We start from the raw sequence: 24,474 nt of genomic DNA on the forward strand, positions 1-24,474 counted from the left end.
TATTGGGTGTAGCAGAAAACTCTTGTTCTACTTATCGGCAAAACTGCGCCAGACTATAGGCCGTTAAGGCGAAAAGCCAGTTCGGCCCGCTCCGGGCGTGTAGACCGCAAGTGATGATCGCGCCCCAACCATGGCTAATGAAACGACAGTCCCAACTGCAAAACCCAACTCTCTCGCCGCTTGGATCAAGCGCCTGGACGATGTGCTGCTGCCTGTGCCCCAGGCCAGCCACGACCGTGTGTGCAAAGGCATCCGCGACAGCCGCAGTTCGTTGCGAGATATTGCCGAGCTGATGCAAAACAGCCCGGCCCTGGTGCTCAGCGTGATGCGCGAGGCCAACAGCCACACCCATGGCAGCCTGGCGGAACCGGCGGAAAACCTCGAAGTGGCGCTCAACCGCCTGGGCCTCAAGCGCGCCGAAGAACTGCTGGCGCGCCTGCCCTCGGTGCCGGCCAACGAGATTCCTGTGGCGCTGCGCCAATTGCTGCTGGTGAGCCAACACGCTTCGCAGCAAGCCAACGGTTTGTTCGGCAGCCGCCTGGCGCGGCTGTGGCAGGACATCCACTGGGGCAGCCTGCTGTTTCTATCGCCGCTGTGGCCGATGGCGGTCGCCTACCCCAAGCTCCTGGAAGAATGGGAGCTGCGGGTTATCCACAAAGGCCAGTCAGCCCGCAAGGTCGAACAGGAACTGTTCGGCGTGCGCCTGCTGGACCTGTGTGTCGGCCTGACCGAAACCTGGCACCTGCCGATCTGGGTCTCCCAGGGCTACAAGCTGCTGATGAGCGAGCAGCGCCTGCTGGTCAAGGCCCTGCACATCGCCCGGGAAGACGACCCGCTGCGCCATCAGCAATTGCTCGATGCCGAACCCAATCTGCGCCGCTGGTTGAACCAGCCCGCCAACACCGTGCTGCTGGCCAACGGCCTGGCGATGTCGGCCCAGGAGTCCTGGACCTGCCCGCACACCGAACGCTGGCAATTGCTCACTGCGCTGTACCTGCAACAGCCTTTGGGCGAGGTACAGCAATTGGTCCACCAACAGGCTGTCACCAGCGCCCGCACCGCCTTGATGCCTGACCTCTGGCACCCGGCGCTGTCGCTGATCTGGCCGTGGCATGTACAGAAAATTCACCGCGGCCTGCTGCCAGCGCCGCCACCCACCGCCGAGGCCCTGGCCGTGTGGCGCAAGCGCTGCACCGAGTTGCTGGTGGAGCCGAGCCGCTTCGCCAACGCCATGCACTTGACCACCTGCGCCAAGGAAGCCTTGGTCGCCAGTGGCATGCAGCGGGTCATGCTGTTGATGGCTGATCGCGCTTTAAGCACCTTGCGTGTTCACCAGGCCGACGGCCTGCCGAAGGACGCCGCCAACCTGAGCCTGGACGTGGTCAACAGCACCTTGCTGCAGCGCCTGCTGGAGAAGTCGGCCCAGGTGCGCCTCAACCCTGAAAACCACGCCCAGTTCGCGGCGTTGCTACCACCGATCCTGCGCCGCCTGTTCACCGGCGAGCACCTGCTGCTGCGGTCCCTGAGTTGCAACGGCAAGGTGGTCATGCTGATGGTGGCCGACCAAGGCGGCGGGCCATTCTCGGAAACCACCGTGCAGGCTTTCGGCAAAACCGCCCAATGCATCGAGAAAGCCCTGCACAGCTTTACCAACCGCAGCGCTTGATGCTTGCGCTACAATCGCCCTCCTTTATCGCCAACATTTGTGCCCAGGAGACCTCACATGCCTGACTTCTCTGGCTTGCCGCTGGTGATCGAACCCAGCGACCTGCTTGGTCGCCTCGATGCCGAACACCTGATTCTGGTGGACCTCACCAGTGCCGCCCGCTACGCCGAAGGGCATATCCCCGGCGCGCATTTCGTTGACCCCAAGCGCACCCAACTGGGCCAGCCACCGGCGCCCGGCTTGCTGCCCAGCAAGGCCGAGCTGGAAAAACTGTTCGGCGAACTGGGCCACACCCCTGACGCTACCTACGTGGTCTACGACGACGAAGGCGGCGGCTGGGCCGGGCGGTTCATCTGGATGCTCGACGTGATCGGCCACCCGAAATACCACTACCTCGACGGCGGCCTGCTGGCCTGGCTGGCGGAACAACACCCAGTCTCCACCGAGGTGCCCGCCCCCGTCGGCGGCCCGCTCAGCCTCACGCTGCACGACGGCCCTACTGCCACCCGCGAATACCTGCAAAGCCGCCTGGGCGCCGCCGACCTGGGCATCTGGGACGCGCGCGGCCCGCTGGAGTACTCCGGCGAAAAGGTCCTCGCAGCCAAAGGCGGACACATCCCCGGCGCCGTGAACTTCGAATGGACCGCCGGCATGGACAAGGCGCGCAACCTGCGCATCCGTCGCGACATGCCGCAGATCCTCGAAGACCTCGGGCTGACCAAAGACAAAGAAATCATCACCCACTGCCAGACTCACCACCGCTCTGGCTTCACCTACCTGGTGGCCAAGGCGCTCGGTTATCCGCGGGTCAAAGGTTATGCCGGTTCCTGGGGCGAATGGGGCAACCACCCCGACACCCCCGTCGAGATTTAAGGTTTAAGGACAGTTATGAAAAAGCAGTTGTTTATCCTCAGCCAATACTTGCTGCCGCACCACTTGCTGTCGCGCCTGGCCGGTTGCGTTGCCGAGTGCCGTGTGCGCTGGTTCAAGAACGCCTTCACCAGCTGGTTCGCCAAGCGCTATCAAGTGGACATGTCCCAAGCCCTGGTTGAGGACCTGACCGCTTACGAGCACTTCAATGCCTTCTTCACCCGCGCATTGAAAGACGGCGCCCGCCCACTGGATCAAACCCCTGGAGCGGTGTTGAGCCCTGCCGACGGCGCGGTCAGCCAGCTTGGCCCGATCGAACATGGCCGTGTGTTCCAGGCCAAGGGTCACAGCTTCAGCGTGCTGGAACTGCTGGGTGGCGACGCGGCCTTGTCGGCGCCGTTCATGGGCGGTGACTTCGCGACGGTCTATCTGTCGCCGAAGGACTACCACCGTGTGCACATGCCGCTGGCCGGCACTCTGCGGGAAATGGTCTACATCCCGGGCCGTATCTTTTCGGTAAACCAGACCACTGCCGAAAACGTTCCAGAGCTGTTCGCGCGTAACGAACGTGTTGCCTGCATTTTCGACACCGAGCGCGGCCCGATGGCTGTTGTGTTGGTGGGCGCGATGATCGTCGCGTCGATTGAAACCGTATGGGCCGGCCTGGTGACACCGCCGAAGCGCGAGCTGAAAACCTTCCGCTACGACGAGGCCGCACGTGCGCCGATCCACCTGGAGAAGGGTGCGGAGCTGGGTCGCTTCAAGCTGGGTTCGACCGCGATTGTGCTGTTCGGGCCGGATCAGGTGAAGTGGGCAGAAGAACTGGCCGCTGGTACTCCGGTACAGATGGGCCAAGGCATCGCACTGCCGAAAGCCTGACCCAAAACCCAATGTGGGAGCGGGCTTGCTCGCGAATACGGAGCATCAGTCGACAGATCAGTGACTGAACCACCGCATTCGCGAGCAAGCCCGCTCCCACATTTATTTACCGTGTTTCTACCTAGAGCTGGCCGTCGCGATCGCGGAAGCCCAGCAGATACAGCACGCCATCCAGCCCCAGCGTCGAAATCGCCTGCTTGGCCGACTGCTTCACCAACGGCTTGGCACGGAACGCGACACCCAACCCGGCAATTGCCAGCATCGGCAAGTCATTCGCACCGTCGCCGACCGCAATGGTCTGCTCCAGGCGCAACCCTTCCTTGTGAGCCAACTCCTTCAACAGGTCCGCCTTGCGCTGCGCGTCGACAATCGGCTCCACGGCCACGCCGGTCACCTTGCCATCCACCACTTCCAGCTCATTGGCGAACACATAGTCGATGCCCAGCTTGGCCTGCAATTGCTTGGCAAAGTAGGTGAAACCGCCGGACAGGATCGCGGTTTTGTAGCCCAGGCGCTTGAGTTCGGCGAACAGGGTTTCGGCACCTTCGGTGAGGCGCAGGGAGGCGCCGATGGAATCCAGCACGCTCACGTCCAGGCCCTTGAGCAGCGCAAGGCGCTCTTTGAAGCTGGCGCGGAAGTCGAGTTCACCGGCCATGGCGCGCTCGGTAATCTCGGAAACCTGCTCGCCTACGCCGGCAGCCTTGGCCAGCTCGTCGATGACTTCGGCTTCGATCAGCGTCGAGTCCATGTCGAACACCGCCAGGCGACGGTTGCGACGGAACAGCGAATCCTCCTGGAAGGCGATATCGACGTTCAGCTCCTGGGCCACGCTGAGGAACTCGGCGCGCAAGGCTTGTGGGTCGGCCGGCTCACCGCGTACGGAGAACTCGATGCAGCCCTTACCCTTGTCGGCCGGAGTGTCCAGCGGCATGCGACCCGACAGACGGTCAATGTGGTCGATGTTTAGGCCATATTGCGCGGTGATGGAACTGACGCGCTGCAGTTGCTCAGCGGTGACCTTGCGGGTCAGCAACGTCACGATGTGGCGTTTTTTACCCTGGCCTGCGACCCATTGCTGGTAATCCTCTTCGGACACTGGAGTAAACCGCACTTGCTGGTCCAGCTTGTACGCCGTAAACAGGATGTCCTTGAGTACCGAAGACGCCTGTTCCGTGCTCGGGATCTCGACCAGGATGCCGAACGACAGGGTGTCGTGGATCACCGCCTGGCCAATGTCGAGAATGTTCACACCACCCTGGGCCAGCACTCCCGTAATAGCCGCAGTAAGACCCGGGCGGTCTTCACCAGTGATGTTAATCAGGACAATTTCGCGCAAGGCGCACCCCCAGGCTGGAAAAAAACCGCATTCTACCCACTTTCAGTGACCATCGGGCACAGCCAGCGCTTTGCCGGTCCTAGGGCTGTCGCTATACTGCGCGTCAACTTCACGGACCAAGAGCCGAGCGCAAGTGAACCGGCCCACGCCAGTAAAAACCGATAATTTCTTCCTGCTGATCTTCCGGGCACTGCGCCACCGCCGTGTACCGATCGCATTACGCATCGCCAGCCATAACGTGATCCTGGTCGCCCTGGCCCTGGTGATCTACGCCTGCGTGATGGGTTTGCAGTTCAAGCAGGCCATGCACGAGCAGGCCGACGCCCTGGGCGAGAGTCTGACCACCCAGACTGCCACTTCGGCGACTGAGCTGTTGGTGTCCAACGACATCCTCAGCCTCAACGTGCTGCTCAACAACCTGACCAAGAACCCGCTGGTGGCCCACGCCGCCATCTACAGCGTGGACAACCGGATCATGGCCGAAGCCGGGCAGCGCCCGAAAAACGGCCTGCTGGGTGAAGCCGAAGGTCTCTACCAGAGCAACATTACGTTTCAGGATGTGAAGGCCGGCCAACTGCGCATCAGCCTGGATATGCAGCAATTCCAGCAGCCGATGACCATCAGCCTGCAAAGCATGGGCATCCTCAGCGCGATCCTGCTGGCATTGGCCCTGGCCCTGAGTTTGCGCCTGGGTCGGCATATCTCCACGCCCTTGATGCAACTGCGCATCTGGCTGCGGGACATTGACGAGCACACCCCGGCCACCGACCGCCAGGATGAGATCGGCGACCTGGCGCGCCAGCTTCACGCCAGTTTCGCTCCGGAACCGGTTGTGCGCGAAGTGGAGCCCGAGCCTGAGTTCGACGCCGACTACGACGACGAACCCGAGTTTGAAGTGCGAGACGCTCCGGTGGCGGGCCTGAAGCCTGCCACCCGCCAGGCGTTCAAGGCCGAAGAGGACGAGCTGGACGACGAAGACCCCTTCGCCGACCTGCGCGACACCTCGGCCAGCGCCCCGGCCGTCGCCGCCAAACCGGCGCCGGTGAAGAGCACCGAGCCCCAGTTCAGCGCCGTACTGGCCGTGCAAATGGGTGCCCAGGACCAACTGCGCCGCCTGCCACGCGCACGCCTGACCGAGCTACTGGAACGCTATCGTGACTGCCTCGACCAGGCCGCATCGCTGTACCAGGGCGAGCTGCACACATTGAACGATGGCAGCACGCTGATGCTGTTCCACAGCGAAGACAGCGGCGAAGACTACCTGACCAACGCCATTTGCTGCGGCGAGCTGCTGCGCGCCCTGGGCCATGAATTGCAGATCGAAGTGGCGGACAGCGGCATCACCCTGCAATTGCAGCTGGGCCTGACGGTCGGCTACGATTTGTTCGGCATGAGCCAGATCGACCTGTTGCTCACCGAGATTGCCCAGGATGCCCTGGCCCTGTCGCAACACAGCCGCAACCTGTTGCTGGTGGAGCGCAAGATCAGTGAAGACACGCTGATCCGCCAGCGCGCGCGTATCCGCCCGATTGCCAGCCCTGAGGGTGCAAGCTGTGTGGAGCGGTTGATGGAGCCGTACCCCTCGATGCTGGAGCGGCAGCTGGCGCGGATGCATGAGACCCGCACCAAGGGCTGATCACCGCCCCTCTGTAGGCGCCGGCTTGCCGGCGATTGGGCCCCCGAGGCCGCTGGTGAAGTTGAGATTGCCATCGCCGGCAAGCCGGCTCCTACAGGGATCGGGTTTACAGCCAACAAAAAGGCCCGCTGAATCAGCGGGCCTTTTTTGTATCTGCGGCTCAGATCAGAACCTGAACACTTCCATATCCGTGCGAATCGGCGTCGCCATTGGCATCTTCGGCTTCTGCGGCTCTGCCGGCTTGGCCTGCGCCGGGGCGCTCTGCTTGCGGGGTGCCTCGGCAATCGGCGGCTGGTTGGCCAATGGCTTGAGCGCCACCGACAACTGCTGAGCCAGATGCTGCAACAATACGCCCTGGGCCTGGACCTGGGACGCGGTGGTGCCGGTGTGTTGTTCCTGCAAGTGCACGATACGGTTATCACGCACCTGGCCGCGACGGTCGATCAAACGCCATTGCGCATCGAGAATCGCCGGCTGCGACGTACCGGAGTCAAGACGGGTGATGGTCAGCAACACCTGCACGTCCGGGGTGAAGCCGGTAGGTGCGGGCGCCAGCACTACGCGTTGGCTGTCCAACTGGCCTGCCACCTGGCGCAACATCAACTGGTTAATGTCGGAGGACAAGCTGCCCGCCCAACGACCATCGGTAGAACCTTGCAGGCTGCCGTCATTCTGACGTTGCAGCAGCGTTTCGCGTTGCAGGTAGTCGGCGACGACCACCGGGCCCAGCAAGACGGCCATGCCGGCGGTCTGTGCAGGTTGAGCCGGACTTCCGCTGTCCAGCTGGTACAGCGACACCGGTTGATGTGTGCTGCAACCCGCCAGCCCCAAAAGGCCAGCGAGCATGAAAATAAAAGGAAGGCGTGGAGCAGTCATCATCCCATCCAGGTGGCTGCCACAAGGCGAACCACAATGTAATACTAAAAATAACCTAAACACGCTCGGCCACGCCGGCGCTGGAAAGGCCATATCATCCGTGAATATGCGCCATGACTCCAGCGCCAAAGCGTCGATCTACGGGTTAAATCGTAGATCGAGGGCTCTAATACGCGTTAAACCGGCGTTTCCACCAGCAAAGCATCCACGCGCTGGAAGCCACGAGGCAATTTGTTACCACGCCGACCGCGCTCACCCTTGTAATGCTCAAGGTCGTCAGGACGCAACGACAGGGTACGTTTACCGGCCTGAAGCACCAACGTCGCGCCTTCCGGGATTACCGCGATATCGGTCACATACTCTTCGCGACTGGCCACGCGTTCGCCGGGAATGCCAATGATCTTGTTGCCTTTGCCTTTACCCAACTGCGGCAGGTCGCTGATTTTGAACACCAGCAAGCGACCTTCGGTGGTCACCGACGCCAGCCAGTTGCTCTCACGGTCGTCCACCGGCCGCGGCAGGATCACCTTGGCGTTGTTCGGCAAGCTCAGCAAAGCCTTGCCGGCCTTGTTCTTGGCCTGCAGGTCTTCACCTTTCACCACAAACCCGTAGCCCGCGTCGGAGGCGATCACGTACAGCGCATCATCGTCCGGTAGCAGCACGCACTCGAAATTCGCCCCTGGCGGCGGCGTCAGGCGCCCGGTCAACGGCTCGCCCTGCCCTCGTGCAGACGGCAAGGTGTGCGCCGGCACCGAATAACTGCGCCCAGTGGAGTCAATAAACACCGCAAACTGGTTGGAACGCCCGGCGGCGGCAGTCTTGAACCCGTCACCCGCTTTGTACGACAAACCAGTGGCGTCAATATCATGCCCCTTGGCGGAACGAACCCAACCCTTTTCCGACAGAACGACGGTAATTTTCTCGTTAGGCAGCAGTTCGGTTTCGGTCAGCGCTTTCGCCTCAGCGCGCTCGACGATGGGCGAGCGACGGTCGTCGCCGTAGGTTTCGGCGTCTTTGATCAGCTCGCTGCGTACCAGCTTCTTGAGCTTGGCTTCGCTGCCCAGCAGGGCTTGCAGCTTGGCTTGTTCCTTGAGCAGCGCGTCCTGTTCGTCGCGCAGCTTCATTTCTTCCAGTCGTGCCAATTGGCGCAAGCGGGTGTCGAGGATGTAGTCAGCCTGGATCTCGCTGAGCTCGAAACGCGCGATCAGCTCGGCTTTCGGGTGCTCGGCGGTACGGATGATGTGGATCACTTCATCCAGGTTGAGGTAGGCGATCAGCAAGCCGTCCAACAGGTGCAAGCGGCGCTCGACCTTGTCGAGGCGAAATTGCAGGCGGCGACGCACGGTCTGTATGCGGAACTCCAGCCATTCCACCAGCAGGTTACGCAGGTTTTTCAGCTGCGGCTTGCCATCCAGGCCAATGATATTGACGTTGACCCGGTAGCTGGACTCCAGGTCCGTGCTGGCAAACAGGTGCTGCATCAGCACTTCATGATCGACCCGGCTGTTGGTCGGGATGATCACGATGCGGCAGGGGTTTTCGTGGTCGGACTCGTCACGCAGGTCGGCAACTTGCGGCAGTTTCGACGGCTTGGCCTGCATCAGCGCGGCGATTTGCTCCAGCACTTTGGCGCCCGATACCTGGTGCGGCAGCGCGGTGACAATAATGTCGCCATCTTCGACGTGGTACACGGCACGCATGCGCACCGAGCCCTTGCCGGTTTCGTACATTTTCAGCAGGTCAGCACGCGGCGTGATGATTTCCGCTTCGGTCGGGTAGTCCGGGCCCTGGATATGCTCGCAGAGCTGTTCGACCGTGACTTTCGGCTCATCCAGCAGGCGTACGCAAGCGCTGGCGACTTCGCGCAGGTTGTGCGGCGGTACGTCGGTGGCCATGCCCACGGCAATACCGGTGGTGCCATTGAGCAGGATGTTCGGCAAACGTGCCGGCAACACCAGGGGTTCTTCGAGGGTGCCGTCAAAGTTCGGGCCCCAGTTCGCGGTGCCCTGGCCCAATTCGCTGAGCAGCACTTCCGAATACCGCGACAGGCGGGCTTCGGTATAACGCATGGCGGCGAACGACTTGGGATCATCCGGCGCACCCCAGTTACCCTGGCCGTCCACCAACGTGTAGCGATAGCTGAACGGCTGGGCCATCAGCACCATGGCTTCGTAGCACGCCGAATCGCCGTGGGGGTGGAACTTACCGAGCACGTCACCGACGGTTCGCGCCGACTTCTTGTGCTTGGAATCAGCGTCCAGGCCCAACTCACTCATGGCGTAGATGATGCGCCGTTGTACGGGCTTCAGGCCGTCGCCGATATGCGGCAAGGCACGGTCCATGATCACGTACATGGAGTAGTTGAGGTAGGCATTTTCGGTGAAGTCAGCCAGCGACCGGCGTTCTACGCCATCTAAGCTGTCTGCGAGGATGTCACTCATGCGGGCCTCATCATGGTCTGGTATGGCGCAACGGAACTGCCGTTGCACCGGGTCAATTCAAAAAAACAGGGGCTCATGGCTGGGCGCTCCAGCCACCGGCAGGGGCGGCGAAACGATAGACCACGGGGCGTTTTTCACCATCGGCACGCGGGCCGAAATTATTGTCGATGCCCAGCCAGGCACCCTCGGCATCGACCACCAGGGCTTCTGCCAGGCCATAGGGCTGGGGATAACGCCGCTCGGGTGTCAGCGTCTCGTCGGCAAACGACCAGCACAGTTCGACCTTGGCGGTGACCGCATCACGCCGGCAAATCTGGAACGCATTGCGCTCCAGGGTAAACAGCTTGCCGTTGAACAGCGCCAGGTCGGCGAAGTCCTTGGACACGGCCTTGGCATCGGTGAACTTGGCCGGCTGCATTTCCTGGCCGGCCTCACTCAGCAATACGCAAGGACCGTCACAGCCCCACAGGCTTTGCGGACGCTTGATCGAAATCAGCCCGCGCCGCTCACGCTCAGCCGCCAGCCAAATCTGATTGCCTTCGGGATTGATCGCGAGGCCTTCAAACAAAGCGTTAAAGTGCAGCAACATGCCGCTGGCCCGCGCTTCACGCACCATGCCCGGCGCGATCTTCAACCACTCAGGCGCACCCGTCACTGGCACTTGCAGCACCGCCGCATGGGCTTCGCTGACTACGTAGCGGTTGCCGGCGGCATCGCAGGTGATGCCTTCAAAGTCCAAATCGCCACCGCGAATGAACGAGGCGGCCTTGGTGCGCGAACGCAAACCCCACGGCAGCCCGGATTCCGGCACCGGTGGCACGTCGATCTTTACCGCCTCGGCCTGCCAGGTCGGCGCACTGACATCCAGGCGGTAGATCTGGTCGTCATCGCGGTCGGAAACCGTCCACAACTCCTTGCCACACAAGGCCAGGCCCGACAGGTTGCCGCCGCGCATGCCGTCTACCGGGTGTTCGGACACCAGCGTTAGCTCAGCCACGGGCGCGGCAACTACCGTGGTAGCCACCCACCCGCTCAACATCAGGATCGCCAGGGCGAAACCTGTGCGCATCAGCCCAGAACCTCGGCCAGGTTGCCTTTGGATTCCAGCCAGGACTTGCGGTCCGGCGCGCGTTTCTTCGCCAGCAGCATGTCCATCATTTCCGAGGTTTCGGCGAAATCTTCGCCCAGCGTCAGCTGCACCAGGCGCCGCGTGTTCGGGTCCATGGTGGTTTCGCGCAGTTGTGGCGGGTTCATTTCACCCAGGCCTTTGAATCGCGTGACCTGTGGCTTGCCGCGTTTCTTCTCGGCCACCAGGCGGTCGAGGATGCCATCACGCTCGGCGTCGTCCAGGGCGTAGTAAATCTCTTTGCCCATGTCGATACGGTACAGCGGTGGCATGGCGACGTAGACGTGACCGGCATCCACCAACGGACGGAAGTGCTGGACGAACAACGCACACAGCAGCGTGGCGATGTGCAGGCCGTCGGAGTCGGCGTCGGCGAGGATGCAGATCTTGCCGTAGCGCAGTTGGCTCATGTCCGCTGCGCCGGGATCAACGCCAATGGCCACGGCGATGTTGTGCACCTCCTGGCTGGCCAGGACTTCGCTGCCATCGACTTCCCAGGTGTTGAGGATCTTGCCGCGCAACGGCAGGATCGCCTGGAATTCCTTGTCCCGCGCTTGCTTGGCGGAACCGCCGGCGGAGTCACCTTCCACCAGGAACAGCTCGGAGCGCATTGGGTCCTGCCCGGCGCAATCGGCCAGCTTGCCGGGCAATGCCGGGCCCTGGGTGATGCGCTTGCGCTCGACTTTCTTGCTGGCCTTCAGGCGACGGCCAGCGTTGTTGATCGCCAGTTCCGCAAGGGCCAGGCCCAGTTCTGGGTGTTCGTTGAGCCACAGGCTGAACGCGTCCTTGACCACGCCGGAGACAAACGCCGCTGCTTCACGGGACGACAGGCGCTCTTTAGTCTGGCCGGAGAACTGCGGCTCCTGCATCTTCATCGACAGCACGAACGCGATGCGCTCCCACACGTCTTCCGGCGCCAGCTTCACGCCGCGCGGCAGCAGGCTGCGGTATTCGCAGAATTCGCGCATGGCATCCAGCAAGCCCTGGCGCAAACCGTTGACGTGCGTGCCGCCCTGGGCCGTGGGGATCAGGTTGACGTAGCTTTCCTGCACGCTGTCGCCGCCTTCGGGCAACCACAGCAGCGCCCAGTCCACGGCTTCTTTATTACCGGCCAGGCTGCCGCAGAACGGCTCATTGGGCAGGCGCTCGAACTCGCTGACGGAGTCTTCTAGGTACGAACGCAGGCCGTCTTCATAGTGCCACTCGACCTTCTCACCGGTGCCTTTGTCTTCAAAGGTCACCAGTAGGCCTGGGCACAGCACAGCCTTGGCCTTGAGCACGTGCTTGAGGCGGCTGATGGAGAATTTTGGCGAATCGAAGTATTTCGGGTCCGGGGCGAAGTACACGCTGGTGCCGGTGTTGCGCTTGCCAACGGTGCCGATCACTTCCAGGTCGGTGGCTTTGTAGCCATCGGCGAAGGTCATCTGGTACTCGTTGCCGTCGCGCTTGACCTTCACCCGTACCAGTGTGGACAGGGCGTTGACCACGGAAATACCCACACCGTGCAGGCCACCGGAGAATTGGTAGTTCTTGTTGGAGAACTTGCCACCGGCGTGCAGCTTGGTGAGGATCAGCTCGACGCCCGGCACGCCCTCTTCGGGGTGGATGTCCACCGGCATGCCACGACCATCGTCGGACACTTCCAGGGAATGGTCTGCGTGAAGAATGACATGCACCGACTTGGCGTGCCCGGCCAAGGCTTCGTCGACGCTGTTGTCGATGACTTCCTGGGCAAGGTGGTTCGGCCGACTGGTGTCAGTGTACATGCCGGGGCGTTTGCGCACCGGGTCGAGGCCCGAGAGGACTTCGATGGCGTCGGCGTTATAAGAGCTAGCGCTGGGAGTGGCCATGGGGTCTCGTCGTGAGTCGTTCGATTAAAAAGTGACCTGCGATTCTCACAATGAAGAAAAATCGAAGGATTGATACTGATCTGCGCCAATACCGGCAAAGCTCAACATGGCCGGTAATTGCTGGGCGAACCCCTGGTAACCATGGTCGCCCCCGGCCTGTATGCGCAAGGCACAGGCCCGGTAGTACTGCTGGGCGAGGCGATAGTCCAGGGTTTCATCCCCGGTCTGCAACCACACCTGGTACCGCGCGGCATCCTGGGGCGCCGGTACTTCCAGCTCGGCCAGCGCCGCGACGTGGTCGTGGGTCAGTTCCCAGGTTTCATCGGTGTAGAGGTTCTTCTGGGTGCCCAGGTAACCGTCGAACATCCGATGAGGGCTGACCGCCGGGTTCACCAGCAACGCCTTGAGGCCATGGCGTTCGGCAAGATGGGTTGCATAGTAGCCGCCGAGTGAGCTGCCGACCAGCAGTGGCCGCCCCAGTTCAGCGATAGCCGCTTCCAACTGAGGAATCGCCTGACGGGGATGGTGATGCAGGGCCGGAACGCGCAGTTGGTCGGCCAGGCCGAGAGTGTCCATCACGGTGATCAGTTGGCTGGCCTTATTGGACGCCGGCGCACTGTTGAAACCGTGGATATACAGGATCGAAGCGGACATGCCGGGCTCTCCGTGACTCAGCCAAAGAGGCGCAGTTTACAGGGATCGAAGCCGTGTGTGATGCACTCAATCCAAAGGACACAGAAGACCCACTGTGGGAGCTGGCTTGCCGGCGATGGCGGTGTATCCATCACACCTTTATAGACTGGCACACTGCCATCAAAGGCAAGCCAGCGCCCACATTTTGATCAGCGTTTACAGGTTTTAATAGCCGTTGCTGCCGTAATCGACGGTAAAGGTGAAACCCTGGACCCGCTCCACCCCAGTCTCCAACCGTCCGTCGGCATGCAGGCGCAGCCAGCGATACCCCGGCGCTTGCTCGCTGACCTTGAAATCGTCGCTGCCCGGCGCGAACTGGATGCAGGTGGACGGCGACGCCAGCAAGCGCACGCCGTTGCGCTCGCGGTCGATCTCTTGGTGCACATGACCCCAGAGTACCGCCCGCACCTGTGGGAACCGGTCGAGCACGGCAAACAAAGCATCAGGATTGCGCAGGCCAATGGGCTCCATCCACGCACAACCGATGGGCACCGGATGATGGTGGAAACACACCAGGTGGTGACGGCTCGGTGCTTCGCTCAGGGCCTGGGCGAGCAGCTGCAGTTGCTGGTCTTGCAGGTAGCCCGGCACGGAACCGGGGACGGCGGAGTCCAGCAGGGTCACGCGCCAGTTGCCGACATCGACCACAGGTTCCAGCAAGTCGCTGTGCACGGCGGCATCGGCCATGATCTGCGGTTCGTCGTGATTGCCCGGGATCCAACGTGCGGGAGCCTCAATCGAGGTGGTCATATCGCGAAATCGCTGGTACGACTCGAGCGTGCCGTCCTGGGACAGGTCCCCCGTGGCCAACACCAGATCAATCTTCGGCTGCTGCTCATGGACCAGCTCGATCACGCGCTGCAGGCTTTCACGGGTGTTCATGCCCAGCAGCGTACCGTCGGCCTCGGCGAACAAATGGCTGTCGGACAGTTGCACCAGCAATGCCGGCGCATCGGGGCTCACGGTGGATACGCTCGGCAAGGCGCTCTCCCAAGGCAATCACAGGAATGGACGTTTGGCGTGATTATGCTGGGGCAGGACGCAAAGAGGAAACCCAGGAAGCAGACGCAGTTCACATCTACCGCACAGCTTCGAACTCATGGCCCAGGGCCAGGCAATGGCTCAACCATTCACCGAGGAACACATTGAGCTGTGCTTTCTCATCGGGCTGGTGCATGAACACGTTGGGGTAAGGATAGATGCTGCGAAAGCGCCGCGCATGTTCGGCGCTGATCACTTCGGCCATTCGCGCGTCGTGGTACACCTGCACTTCCAGTTGCGGCACCGGCAGCCACGGCAAGCTGTGTTCCTGACGCACACACAGGGTGGTGGTGTAGGGGCAGTTGACGATGACTTCCAGGGCCAGCACGCCGAGCATCTGGCCGCCGTGGGTCACACCGATGCGCCGCGCCTCGGGGGCGTGGCGCATGTCGGGGAGCAGGCGCATCAACCGCGCGTAATTGGCCTCGCAGGCTGCTTGCAGCCCGATCAGGTCGACTCGATAACGTTCCCGTGCCTTTACTGCCATAACCCCCTCACTTCTGCGCGATTAAGCGCAAGCCATTGCAGGGCGATGATGCTGGCTGCATTGGAAATTTTGCCGTCACGCACCGCTTGCAGGGCATCTTCGAAGGCCCATACGGTGACGCGGATATCTTCAGCTTCTTCCTCCAATCCATGGACGCCACCTACACCGGCGCTGTCGCAGCGGCCCAGGTACAAGTGCACATATTCTGTACTGCCGCCGGGTGACGGGAAATATCGGGTGATCGGCCACAGTGCCGAGAATGTCAGCCCAGCTTCCTCCTCGGCTTCGCGGTGTGCAACCTCCTCCGGTTGCTCATCCTTGTCGATCAGGCCCGCGACCATCTCGATCAGCCAGGGGTTGTCGGTACGGCCCATGGCGCCGACGCGAAATTGCTCGTTCAGCACCACTTCATCGCGCTGCGGGTCGTAGGGCAACACACACACGGCGTCGTGACGAACGAAGATTTCACGATTGATCACCCGGCTCATGCCGCCATCGAACTTCTCGTGGCGCAGTTGCATGCGATCAAGCTTATAGAAGCCCTTGTAGGCATTCTCGCGCTGAACAATTTCGATTTTGCTCGGCTTCGATTTTGCAAAGTCCGTCATGTCCCATCCTCGTTAAGCCTGCGCAATGGGCGCCATCCTAACGCGCTCCTGCACCTTGGCGCAGCCCCTTTCCAGTTGCCGGGATAGACGGCGGGCGTCAAACACACTCTAATCAGCTTAGTGGCGAACTGACTGCCGTGCTGGCAGTCGAAGCTCCACAAATTTCGCTCTTATCGATAGACGAAGGACTTACATGTCGCTTTTAAAAATCGCCTCCGTGGCCTGCATCGCATTGACCCTCGGCGCTTGCCAGAGCCTGTTCCAACCGAGCTACAAGGCCCCGCTGGAAGCCACTCGCGACGCCACCGAGCAAAGCAAGCCGGGCTGCGCCAGCGCTGATTGCCCGCTGGTGAATATCGACACGGTGCATTTTGCCAAGGAGCCCAAGCTCGACGCGCTGATCGAACAGCGCCTGCTGGAAATGACCCAGGCCGACCCGCTACCTTCCAGCCTCGCGACCTACAGCGAGCAGTTCCTGCGCACTGCCGCACCGCGCAACAGCATGTACTTGCAGGCCAAGGTACGCGAACAGCATGACGGCTTGGTGATCATCGAGTTGTCCAGCTACCTGGACCAGGGCGCCACCCACGGCGAGCCGGGCCGCGCCTTCATCAACTACTCACGCCAGCAGCAAAAGGCCCTGACCCTGACCGATATGCTGTTGCCCGGCAAGGAAGACGCGCTCTGGAAAGCCGCCCAAGTGGCGCACAACAGCTGGCTGATCAGCACCCGCCTGAGCCTGGAACCGGAGTACGTGAAACAGTACCCTTTCCAGAAAACCCCTAACGTGGCGCTCACCTACGGTGGCGTGATCCTCAAGTACCCCACCACCACCATTGCGCCGTATGCCTTGGGCCACGTCGAATTGCAGATTCCCTACTCGCGCCTGGACGGCATTCTCAAACCTGAACTGGTGCCCGCGCGCCGCTGAAGGCCCGGCCCAGGATGAGTTGCAACAGCCCTGCCAGCACCAAAGCCGGCAGGGTCGCGCCGACGTCCGGATACAGATTGGCCAGCAGGTGGTATGTCGCGATACCGCCCAGCCAGGCGACCAATGCCAGCCAGCGCAGACTGGCTACTGCACCCGCCCTACGATGGCGCAGAATGAAGTGATCCACCAGCACCACGCCAAACAGCGGCGCGAATACCGAGCCGATCAGCAGCAGGAAGTTCTGGTACTGCGCCAATGGCGCAAAGCAGGCAATGAGCGTACAGATCACACCGATAGCCAGTGCCAGGTGCTCGACCTTCAAACGCAACAGTATTCCGCTGGAAACCGCCGCCGAGTGAATATCGGCGAAGGCGTTTTCCGATTCATCCAACAGGATCAATAGCAGCGGAATCCCCAGGCCGGCCCCGGCCAACGCCAGCAACAGCGCGTTGACTTCACCGCTCGGCGCAAACGCCAGGGTGTAGGCCACGCCCAGGCTCATCAGCCAGAAATTACCGATAAAGAACCCAAGCGCCGTGCCGCCGAACACACTTTTGGCGCGCTTGCCAAAACGGGAGTAATCCGCGATCAGCGGCAGCCACGACAGCGGCATAGCGATGGCGATATCAAAACCCACCGCAAACGGCATCGAACCGTCACCCGCCTTGGCCCAGAGTACGGCGAGGTCGGCCTTGGCGAACAGGTTCCAGGTGAGCCACAGGCAAGCGGCGAGCAGCAGCCAGATGCCCCATTTGCGCAGGATCTGACGCACAAAGGTCAGCGGGCCACTGACCGCCAACAGCGTCGCCAGACCGCCGAAGAACAGGGTCCACAGCAATGGGCTGGCGAACAGGCTGCCGTCACTGAAGGCCCGCGTGCCTAGCAAGCTGGCCGCGTCGCGCATCACGATGATTTCGAACGAACCCCAGCCGATCAGCTGCAGCAGGTTGAGCAGCGCCGGCAGACTCGCACCTTTGGCGCCGAGGCTGAGCTTGAGGGCTGCCATGGCGGACAGGCCGGTGTCGCTGCCGATCACGCCGACGGCGGCCAGTAACAGGACGCCGACCAGGGTGCCGAGGAAAATCGCCAGCAACGACCCGGACAAGCCCAGGCCCGGCGCGAGCAATGCGCCGGTTTGCAGGACCATCAGGCCGATGCCAAGGGAGAACCACAGGGAGAACAGGTCGCGGGCACCGAAGACTCTTTTGTCGCTCGGCACTGCAATATCAGGGGAGTAAGTACTCGGTTGAATGCTCAAGGGTGTTATCTCTGAGGAACATGATGTTTTGGTTCACCCTTGTAGGAGCCCGGCTTGCCGGCGATGGCGATCTTGAGGACGCCATCGCCGCGGTGCGACGATTCGACAAGCCGGGCTCCTACAGGGATTGTGGTGAGGCCATCAGACCTTCTTGTACAACTGGCTACCTTCCTGCTTGAACCGCTCCGCCTGCTCGGCCAAGCCCTTGGCCACCTCCACGTCCACCGCTTCAATGCGTTGGTTGGCCGCGTATTCACGCACTTCCTGGGTGATCTTCATCGAGCAGAACTTCGGCCCGCACATCGAGCAGAAATGCGCGACCTTGGCCGAGTCCTTCGGCAGGGTTTCATCGTGGTACGAACGCGCCGTGTCAGGGTCCAGGCCAAGGTTGAACTGGTCTTCCCAGCGGAACTCGAAGCGCGCCTTGCTCAGCGCGTTATCGCGGATCTGCGCGCCCGGATGGCCTTTTGCGAGGTCCGCCGCATGGGCAGCGATCTTGTAGGTGATGATCCCGGTCTTCACGTCATCCTTGTTCGGCAGCCCCAGGTGTTCCTTGGGCGTGACGTAGCAAAGCATGGCGCAACCGAACCAGCCGATCATTGCCGCACCGATGCCGGAGGTGATGTGGTCGTAGCCCGGCGCGATGTCGGTGGTCAGTGGGCCGAGGGTGTAGAACGGCGCTTCGTCGCAGCACTCCAGCTGCTTGTCCATGTTCTCCTTGATCAACTGCATCGGCACGTGGCCAGGGCCTTCGATCATGGTTTGCACGTCGTGCTTCCAGGCAGTCTTGGTCAGCTCGCCGAGGGTTTCCAGCTCGCCGAATTGCGCGGCGTCGTTGGCGTCGGCAATCGAGCCAGGGCGCAGGCCGTCACCGAGGGAGAAGCTGACGTCGTAGGCCTTCATGATTTCGCAGATTTCGTCGAAATGCGTGTAGGTGAAGTTCTCTTTGTGGTGCGCCAGGCACCACTTGGCCATGATCGAGCCGCCACGGGACACGATGCCGGTCACGCGCTTGGCGGTCAGCGGCACATAGCGCAGCAGCACGCCGGCGTGAATGGTGAAGTAGTCGACGCCCTGCTCCGCCTGTTCGATCAGGGTGTCGCGGAACAGCTCCCAGGTCAGGTCCTCGGCGGCGCCGCCGACTTTCTCCAGGGCCTGGTAGATCGGCACGGTACCAATCGGTACCGGCGAGTTGCGGATGATCCACTCGCGGGTCTCGTGGATGTGCTTGCCGGTGGACAGGTCCATCACCGTGTCCGAGCCCCAGCGAATGCCCCAGGTGAGCTTCGCCACTTCTTCTTCGATGGACGAGCCCAGGGCGCTGTTGCCGATGTTGCCGTTGATCTTCACCAGGAAGTTACGGCCGATGATCATCGGTTCCAGTTCGGTGTGGTTGATGTTGGCTGGGATGATCGCGCGGCCACGGGCGATTTCTTCGCGCACAAATTCCGGGGTGATGACCTTCGGCACGCTGGCGCCGAAGCTGTGGCCGGCGTGTTGCTGGTCGAGCAGGCCACTGGCGCGGGCCTCTTCAAGCTTCATGTTTTCGCGGATGGCGACGTATTCCATCTCGGCGGTGATGATGCCTTTGCGCGCGTAGTGCATCTGCGTGACGTTGGCGCCGGCCTTGGCGCGGCGCGGGTTCTTCACATGGGCGAAGCGCAGCGCGGTGAGTTCGGCATCGCTCAAGCGCTGCTGGCCGAAGTGGGAGCTGAGGCCTGGCAATCGTTCGGTGTCGTTACGCACTTCGATCCACGGCGAGCGCACATCGCCCAGGCCTTTGCGCACGTCGATGATGACGTTAGGGTCGGTGTACGGGCCGGAGGTGTCATAAACCACGACCGGTGCGTTGATTTCACCGCCGAAGTCGGTGGGGGTCACGTCCAGGCTGATTTCGCGCATCGGCACACGAATGTCCGGGCGGGTGCCTTGTACGTAGATTTTTTGCGAGCGGGTAAAGGGTTGCACGGAGCCGGAGTCGACTTTGGCCGACTCACTCAGGTGCACGGTATTTTTTGGTCTTGTACTCATCACGGGCTCTCCAACTTATCCAGGCGGTGGATTTTTGTCGGAGCGAACCTGTGACGGATGGACGCACTGAAACCAGTGCTGTGCTCTGTGCACGAGGGCTGTTCACTGAATGAACAGCATCCCGGACGAAGCACAAGAGGACTCGCCGGGTGACGAGAAATCTTGTTCCCTACGCAGGCGCTAACCTGATCAGGTTCAACGGGATCCGGTATTTACCGATCTCAGCCTTCCAACAAGGCACCCCGACAAGAACGCGGCCAGTCTAGACCATGCCGTGGGCAAATTGCCAATAGCGGTGCATTCAGCGTGATGAATGGCGTGATTGCGGGATTGTTGCGCCGAGTCAGCACCACTACACTCGGTTGCCGCCACAATGCTTGACGCCAGGCATGGCCCGCCTTAGCCTTGGGCGCTAAATTATCACCGTAATATTAAAACTAGGGATCGCCTCATGCTGCGCAAACTTTCACTGGCTCTCGCCGTGTCTTGTGCGACCAACGGAATGGTCTGGGCAGCTGAAGCGCCCTTGTCCGCCAAAACTGACTTGGTCAGCGTCTACCAGGAAGCGGTGGACAACAACGCCGACCTGGCCGCTGCCCGTGCCCAGTACGGCGCACAAAAAGAAGTGGTGCCCCAGGCCCGTGCCGGGTTGCTGCCCAACCTGTCGGGCGGTGCCGATATCAACAACGTGCGCACCCAGATCGACACGCCCGCCGCCACCGCCAACCGCGATGCGCACTCCTGGCGCGCGACGCTGAGCCAGCCGCTGTTCCGTGCTGACCGCTGGTTCCAGTTGCAGGCGGCCGAAGCCACCAACGAACAAGCCGCGCTGCAACTGTCGGCCACCGAACAGAACCTGATCCTGCAAAGCGCCGAAAGCTACTTTGCCGTGCTGCGCGCCCAGGACAACCTGGCCTCGACCAAGGCCGAAGAAAACGCCTTCAAGCGCCAGCTGGACCAGTCCAACGAGCGCTTCGACGTGGGCCTGTCGGACAAGACCGACGTGCTGCAATCCCAGGCCAGCTACGACACCGCCCGCGCCAACCGCATCCTGGCCCAACGCCAGGTGGAAGACGCGTTCGAAGCCTTGATCACCCTGACCAACCGCCAGTACAACTCGATCCAGGGCATTGTCCACACGCTGCCGGTGTTGCCGCCGCTGCCGAACGACGCCAAGGCCTGGGTCGAAACCGCCGGCCGCCAGAACCTGAACCTGCTCGCCAGCAACTACGCCGTCACCGCCGCCGAAGAAACCCTCAAGCAACGCAAGGCCGGGCATGCGCCGACGCTCGACGCAGTGGCGCAATATGAAAAAGGCGATAACGACGCCCTCGGTTTCAGCAACCCGAATGCCTTTGGCACGCCCTATCGCGGCGATGTTGAACAACGCACCATCGGCCTGCGCCTGAACATCCCGATCTACAGCGGCGGGCTGACCAGCTCACAAGTACGTGAATCCTACTCGCGCCTGGGCCAGACCGAGCAGCAACGCGAAGGCCTGCGCCGCCAGGTAGTAGAAAACACCCGTAACCTGCACCGCGCGGTGAACACCGATGTGGAACAGGTACAGGCGCGCCGCCAGTCGATCATCTCAAACCAGAGCGCGGTGGAAGCCACGGAAATCGGGTATCAGGTGGGGACACGCAACATCGTCGATGTACTGGATTCACAGCGCCAGCTCTATGCGTCGGTGCGCAACTACAATAACAGCCGCTACGACTACATCCTCGACAACCTGCGCTTGAAGCAAGCGGCGGGCACCTTGAATCCAGGGGACCTGCAGGACCTGGCGCGCTACCTCAAGGCTGACTACAACCCGGACCGCGACTTCCTGCCGCCAGATCTGGCCAAGGCTGCGGCCGAACAACTCAAGGCCCGCCCGAATAATTGATAACACTGCAAAACCCATGTGGGAGCGGGCTTGCTCGCGAATGCGGTGTGTCAGCCAGTACATCCGGTACTGATACACCGTATTCGCGAGCCAGCCCGCTCCCTCATTTGATTTGTGTTGTCAGTGGTTTAGCAATCGGCCCAAACCCTCCAGCAAGCGCTTCAACGCGCCCTGGTTGGCCTGCATCACCTTGAGCCCCGCCTGTGCCATCTTGCGCGCATCCTGCGGCAATTCGAACAATTGGCGCACGGCTTCGGCCAATCCTTCAGCGTCATCCACCTCGCGCAACGCACCCGCCTCACGCATCATCGCGGTGATTTCGAGGAAGTTGAACACGTGCGGCCCCATGATCACGGGTTTGGCCAACGCTGCCGGCTCCAGCGGATTATGCCCACCGGTCGCCACCAGGCTGCCGCCGACAAAAGCGCTGTCGGCCAACGCGTAGAGAAACAGCAGTTCCCCCATGGTGTCGCCAAGCAATACCGACGTCTGCGCAGTGACGGGCTCGCCGCTGGAGCGACGCACCGTGGCAAAGCCCTGCTGCGTGCACAGTTCGAACATCGGGCCGAAACGTTCCTGGTGACGCGGCACCAGGATCAGCAGCGCGTTTGGATAGCTGTCGAGCAGTTGACGATGGGCTGCCAGCACCACCTCATCTTCACCTTCATGGGTACTGGCGGCGATCCACACCGGACGCTCGCTGGCGCCCCACTGCTCGCGCAATGCGGCAGCGCGTACCGGTAACTGGGGGTCGATGGTCAGGTCGAACTTGATTGAGCCGGTGACTTCGACGGTTTCCGGCCGAGCACCGAGGCTCAGGAAACGCTGGGCTTCGGTCTGGGTCTGTACGGCGAACAGGCTCATTTCCGAAAGCATCGGCGCCGTCAACTTGGCAAAGCGCGCATAGCCCTTGGCCGAACGCGCCGACAACCGTGCATTGGCCAATGCCACCGGGATCCCGCGCTGGGCGCAGGCGTGGATATGGTTGGGCCATAACTCGGTTTCCATGATCACCGCCAGCTTCGGCTGCACGCGATCAAGGAAGCGCTTGGCGGCGCACGGCACGTCATACGGCAAGTAGCAGTGCTGGATGCGAGGCTCATTGGCAAACAACGCCTGGATGCGCTCGGAACCGGTCGGCGTCATGCAGGTAACGGTGATCGGCAACGTTGGATAACGCGCCAGCAGCCCGCGCACCATTGGCGCGGCGGCAATGCTCTCGCCCACGGACACGGCATGCACCCAGATCCCGTCCGGCTGCATCACCGGCAGACCATAGGAGAAGCGCTCGCTGACGCGCTTGGCATAGGCCGGCGCCTTGCGCGCGCGCAGCCACAGACGTAAAGCCACCAAGGGCAGCGCCAGGTAAAACAGACAGCTGTAGAGAGTTCTATTCATGGCGGCGGAGTTTATCGGCTTTTTCAGTCGATCGCCTGCAAGCACTCGGCAAATCGTTTGGCCAGGAAGCGAGCGGCCGGCCCCAGATGCTCGTCGCGCCGCCACACCAGCTCCACCACCAAGGCCGGCGGCGTCCATTCGCTGTCCAGTTCCACCATCTGTTGCTGGTAGGTCGGGTACTGCACGATATGCCGGGGCAGCCAGGCCCAGCCCAGGCCGCTCATCAGCCATTCGGCCAGCACGTAGAAACTGTCGGCGCGCCACACCAGCGGGCTCGCGGCTTCGCTGCCGGGGTAGACGCTGGTCTGGGTCGACATCAGCAACTGGCGAAACTGCGCCAAGTGCTGGCACGTCACGTAGTGCTCCTTGGCCAGCGGGTGGTTCACGCCGCACACGGTGACCATCTCCACGCTGCCGACCACCCGCCGCTCCAGCGCTTCGGGGATCTGGTCGTGATAGAACAGCAGGCCCAGATCAGCCTTGCGCTCCACCAGCTTACGCGCCACATCGCCCTGGGCCGCGCTGGACAACTGCACCTCCAGCAGCGGGTATTGCCCGGCCAGCGCCTCAAGGCTATCGAGCACCGGCTGGAACAACATCGCCTCATCCTGGGCCAGGCGCAGGCAAGCCTCTTCGCCGCGCGTCAATGACAGCGCCCGACCATTGAGCCGCTCGCATTGGCGCAGCACTTCGCGCGCTTCCTCCAGCAGCACGCTGCCGGCTTCGGTGAGGCGCGGTTGGCGGCCACTGCTGCGTTCGAACAGGCTCACGCCCAGGTCTGCCTCCAGCAGCGCAATCGCGTTGCTGACCGCCGATTGGGCCTTACGCTGCTGGCGCGCCACCGCCGAAAACGAACGCTGCTCGGCAACGCTGACAAACAGGCGCATCTGCTCCAGATCCCACTGCACGCTCATGGCTCAACCCATCTCTGATTCGGATAGGTAATGACTTTACCCCATCTGGGTGAACGCTAGAATGCCTGCCTTATCTGATTGCTATACCCCCGAGGATTATCCCATGAACGCCGCTTACTGCTACCTGGCCATTGCCATCTGCTCGGAAGTGATCGCCACTGTTTCCATGAAGGCCATCAAGGGCTGGAGCACACCCATCCCCCTGCTGCTGGTGATCGTCGGCTACGGCGTGGCGTTCTGGATGCTGACGCTGGTGGTGCGCACGGTGCCGGTGGGCGTGGCCTACGCGGTGTGGGCCGGGATGGGCATTGTGATGGTGAGCATCGCGGCGCTGTTTATCTACGGGCAGAAGCTGGATATTCCGGCGATGCTGGGGATGGGCCTGATCGTGCTGGGCGTCGTCGTGATTCAGCTGTTCTCCAAAACCGCCGGCCACTGAAATACACACCTGTAGGAGCCCGGCTTGCCGGCGATGGCGGTCTCTCAGACGCCATCGCCGGCAAGCCGGGCTCCTACAAATAGTGATCCCTGTATACTGCGCC

Annotated in this window: 20 protein-coding genes and 1 riboswitch; of the genes, 7 read left to right on the top strand and 13 right to left on the bottom strand. The window is 62.0% G+C overall.

Annotated features, from left to right (window positions below; genetic code table 11):
- Window positions 1–130: 130 nt before the first annotated feature.
- Genes AC0IYN_RS07920 through asd form a run of 3 tightly spaced genes read left to right on the top strand, consistent with a single transcriptional unit; the run spans window position 131 to window position 3,415 of the window.
- Window positions 131–1,666, top strand: a complete 1,536-nt coding sequence (locus AC0IYN_RS07920; RefSeq protein ID WP_471840980.1) for an HDOD domain-containing protein — start codon at window positions 131–133, stop codon at window positions 1,664–1,666.
- Between the two features lie 57 nt (window positions 1,667–1,723).
- The gene (gene rhdA / locus AC0IYN_RS07925) at window positions 1,724–2,539 is read left to right on the top strand and encodes a thiosulfate sulfurtransferase (RefSeq protein ID WP_457240441.1); all 816 of its coding nucleotides are present in this window, start codon (window positions 1,724–1,726) and stop codon (window positions 2,537–2,539) included.
- Between the two features lie 15 nt (window positions 2,540–2,554).
- On the top strand, window positions 2,555–3,415 hold the full coding sequence (gene asd / locus AC0IYN_RS07930; RefSeq protein ID WP_406599591.1) for an archaetidylserine decarboxylase: 861 nt from the start codon (window positions 2,555–2,557) through the stop codon (window positions 3,413–3,415).
- A gap of 121 nt (window positions 3,416–3,536) precedes the next feature.
- Here asd and serB read toward each other — a convergent pair whose 3' ends face one another.
- The gene (gene serB / locus AC0IYN_RS07935) at window positions 3,537–4,751 is read right to left on the bottom strand and encodes a phosphoserine phosphatase SerB (protein ID WP_028615502.1); all 1,215 of its coding nucleotides are present in this window, start codon (window positions 4,749–4,751) and stop codon (window positions 3,537–3,539) included.
- Window positions 4,752–4,884: 133 nt separating this feature from the next.
- On the opposite strand from serB, the gene AC0IYN_RS07940 reads away from it, so the two are divergent.
- Window positions 4,885–6,387, top strand: a complete 1,503-nt coding sequence (locus tag AC0IYN_RS07940) for an AhpA/YtjB family protein (RefSeq protein WP_471840982.1) — start codon at window positions 4,885–4,887, stop codon at window positions 6,385–6,387.
- A 165-nt stretch (window positions 6,388–6,552) separates the two neighbouring features.
- On the opposite strand, the gene AC0IYN_RS07945 is transcribed toward AC0IYN_RS07940, so the two are convergent.
- The 8 genes from AC0IYN_RS07945 to AC0IYN_RS07980 all read right to left on the bottom strand — a co-directional run bounded on the left by AC0IYN_RS07945 (window position 6,553) and on the right by AC0IYN_RS07980 (window position 15,509).
- Window positions 6,553–7,263, bottom strand: a complete 711-nt coding sequence (locus AC0IYN_RS07945; RefSeq protein WP_406599588.1) for a PqiC family protein — start codon at window positions 7,261–7,263, stop codon at window positions 6,553–6,555.
- Window positions 7,264–7,439: 176 nt separating this feature from the next.
- Complete coding sequence (gene parC, locus AC0IYN_RS07950) at window positions 7,440–9,704, bottom strand: DNA topoisomerase IV subunit A (protein ID WP_471840984.1); 2,265 nt, start codon at window positions 9,702–9,704, stop codon at window positions 7,440–7,442.
- 73 nt (window positions 9,705–9,777) lie between these two features.
- Complete coding sequence (locus AC0IYN_RS07955; protein ID WP_406599586.1) at window positions 9,778–10,773, bottom strand: esterase-like activity of phytase family protein; 996 nt, start codon at window positions 10,771–10,773, stop codon at window positions 9,778–9,780.
- Window positions 10,773–12,680 carry a DNA topoisomerase IV subunit B gene (parE, locus tag AC0IYN_RS07960; RefSeq protein WP_078046586.1) on the bottom strand — a complete coding sequence of 636 codons (1,908 nt, stop codon included), beginning with the start codon at window positions 12,678–12,680 and terminating at the stop codon, window positions 10,773–10,775. The genes AC0IYN_RS07955 and parE overlap by 1 nt, the downstream gene beginning before the upstream one ends.
- A 45-nt stretch (window positions 12,681–12,725) precedes the next feature.
- Entirely contained in the window at window positions 12,726–13,334 is a 609-nt protein-coding gene (locus AC0IYN_RS07965; RefSeq protein ID WP_457240208.1) for a YqiA/YcfP family alpha/beta fold hydrolase, read from the bottom strand.
- Window positions 13,335–13,538: 204 nt separating this feature from the next.
- The gene (gene cpdA, locus AC0IYN_RS07970; RefSeq protein ID WP_458376297.1) at window positions 13,539–14,354 is read right to left on the bottom strand and encodes a 3',5'-cyclic-AMP phosphodiesterase; all 816 of its coding nucleotides are present in this window, start codon (window positions 14,352–14,354) and stop codon (window positions 13,539–13,541) included.
- 97 nt (window positions 14,355–14,451) lie between these two features.
- Window positions 14,452–14,901 (bottom strand): DUF1249 domain-containing protein, encoded by a 450-nt coding sequence (locus AC0IYN_RS07975; protein ID WP_471840985.1) that lies wholly within the window; start codon window positions 14,899–14,901, stop codon window positions 14,452–14,454.
- A complete protein-coding gene (locus AC0IYN_RS07980) occupies window positions 14,892–15,509 on the bottom strand; it encodes an NUDIX domain-containing protein (protein WP_457267709.1) in 618 nt (205 codons plus the stop codon). The genes AC0IYN_RS07975 and AC0IYN_RS07980 overlap by 10 nt, the downstream gene beginning before the upstream one ends.
- A 193-nt stretch (window positions 15,510–15,702) precedes the next feature.
- On the opposite strand from AC0IYN_RS07980, the gene AC0IYN_RS07985 reads away from it, so the two are divergent.
- Window positions 15,703–16,440, top strand: coding sequence for an RsiV family protein (locus AC0IYN_RS07985; RefSeq protein WP_406599583.1), 738 nt, complete (start codon window positions 15,703–15,705; stop codon window positions 16,438–16,440).
- Here the strand turns inward: AC0IYN_RS07985 and cytX are convergent.
- Both cytX and thiC read right to left on the bottom strand, forming a co-directional pair.
- Window positions 16,409–17,698 carry a putative hydroxymethylpyrimidine transporter CytX gene (cytX, locus tag AC0IYN_RS07990; RefSeq protein WP_406599582.1) on the bottom strand — a complete coding sequence of 430 codons (1,290 nt, stop codon included), beginning with the start codon at window positions 17,696–17,698 and terminating at the stop codon, window positions 16,409–16,411. The two genes, AC0IYN_RS07985 and cytX, sit on opposite strands and share 32 nt — an antisense overlap.
- A gap of 141 nt (window positions 17,699–17,839) precedes the next feature.
- On the bottom strand, window positions 17,840–19,729 hold the full coding sequence (gene thiC / locus AC0IYN_RS07995; RefSeq protein WP_406599581.1) for a phosphomethylpyrimidine synthase ThiC: 1,890 nt from the start codon (window positions 19,727–19,729) through the stop codon (window positions 17,840–17,842).
- A 149-nt stretch (window positions 19,730–19,878) separates the two neighbouring features.
- A riboswitch (TPP riboswitch) is annotated at window positions 19,879–19,984 on the bottom strand.
- A 196-nt stretch (window positions 19,985–20,180) separates the two neighbouring features.
- Between thiC and AC0IYN_RS08000 the strand changes: the two genes are divergently transcribed.
- Window positions 20,181–21,620, top strand: a complete 1,440-nt coding sequence (locus AC0IYN_RS08000; RefSeq protein WP_078046579.1) for a TolC family outer membrane protein — start codon at window positions 20,181–20,183, stop codon at window positions 21,618–21,620.
- A 120-nt stretch (window positions 21,621–21,740) separates the two neighbouring features.
- On the opposite strand, the gene waaA is transcribed toward AC0IYN_RS08000, so the two are convergent.
- Together waaA and AC0IYN_RS08010 are read right to left on the bottom strand one after the other, a co-directional pair.
- Window positions 21,741–23,018: a lipid IV(A) 3-deoxy-D-manno-octulosonic acid transferase gene (gene waaA, locus AC0IYN_RS08005; RefSeq protein WP_406599580.1), complete on the bottom strand. Its 1,278-nt coding sequence runs from the start codon at window positions 23,016–23,018 to the stop codon at window positions 21,741–21,743.
- Window positions 23,019–23,041: 23 nt separating this feature from the next.
- Window positions 23,042–23,932, bottom strand: coding sequence for a LysR family transcriptional regulator (locus AC0IYN_RS08010; RefSeq protein ID WP_457240214.1), 891 nt, complete (start codon window positions 23,930–23,932; stop codon window positions 23,042–23,044).
- Between the two features lie 103 nt (window positions 23,933–24,035).
- Between AC0IYN_RS08010 and AC0IYN_RS08015 the strand changes: the two genes are divergently transcribed.
- Window positions 24,036–24,371, top strand: a complete 336-nt coding sequence (locus AC0IYN_RS08015; RefSeq protein ID WP_012721885.1) for a DMT family transporter — start codon at window positions 24,036–24,038, stop codon at window positions 24,369–24,371.
- The last annotated feature ends 103 nt before the right edge of the window (window positions 24,372–24,474 follow it).

The organism is Pseudomonas sp. AC112 (assembly GCF_979253545.1).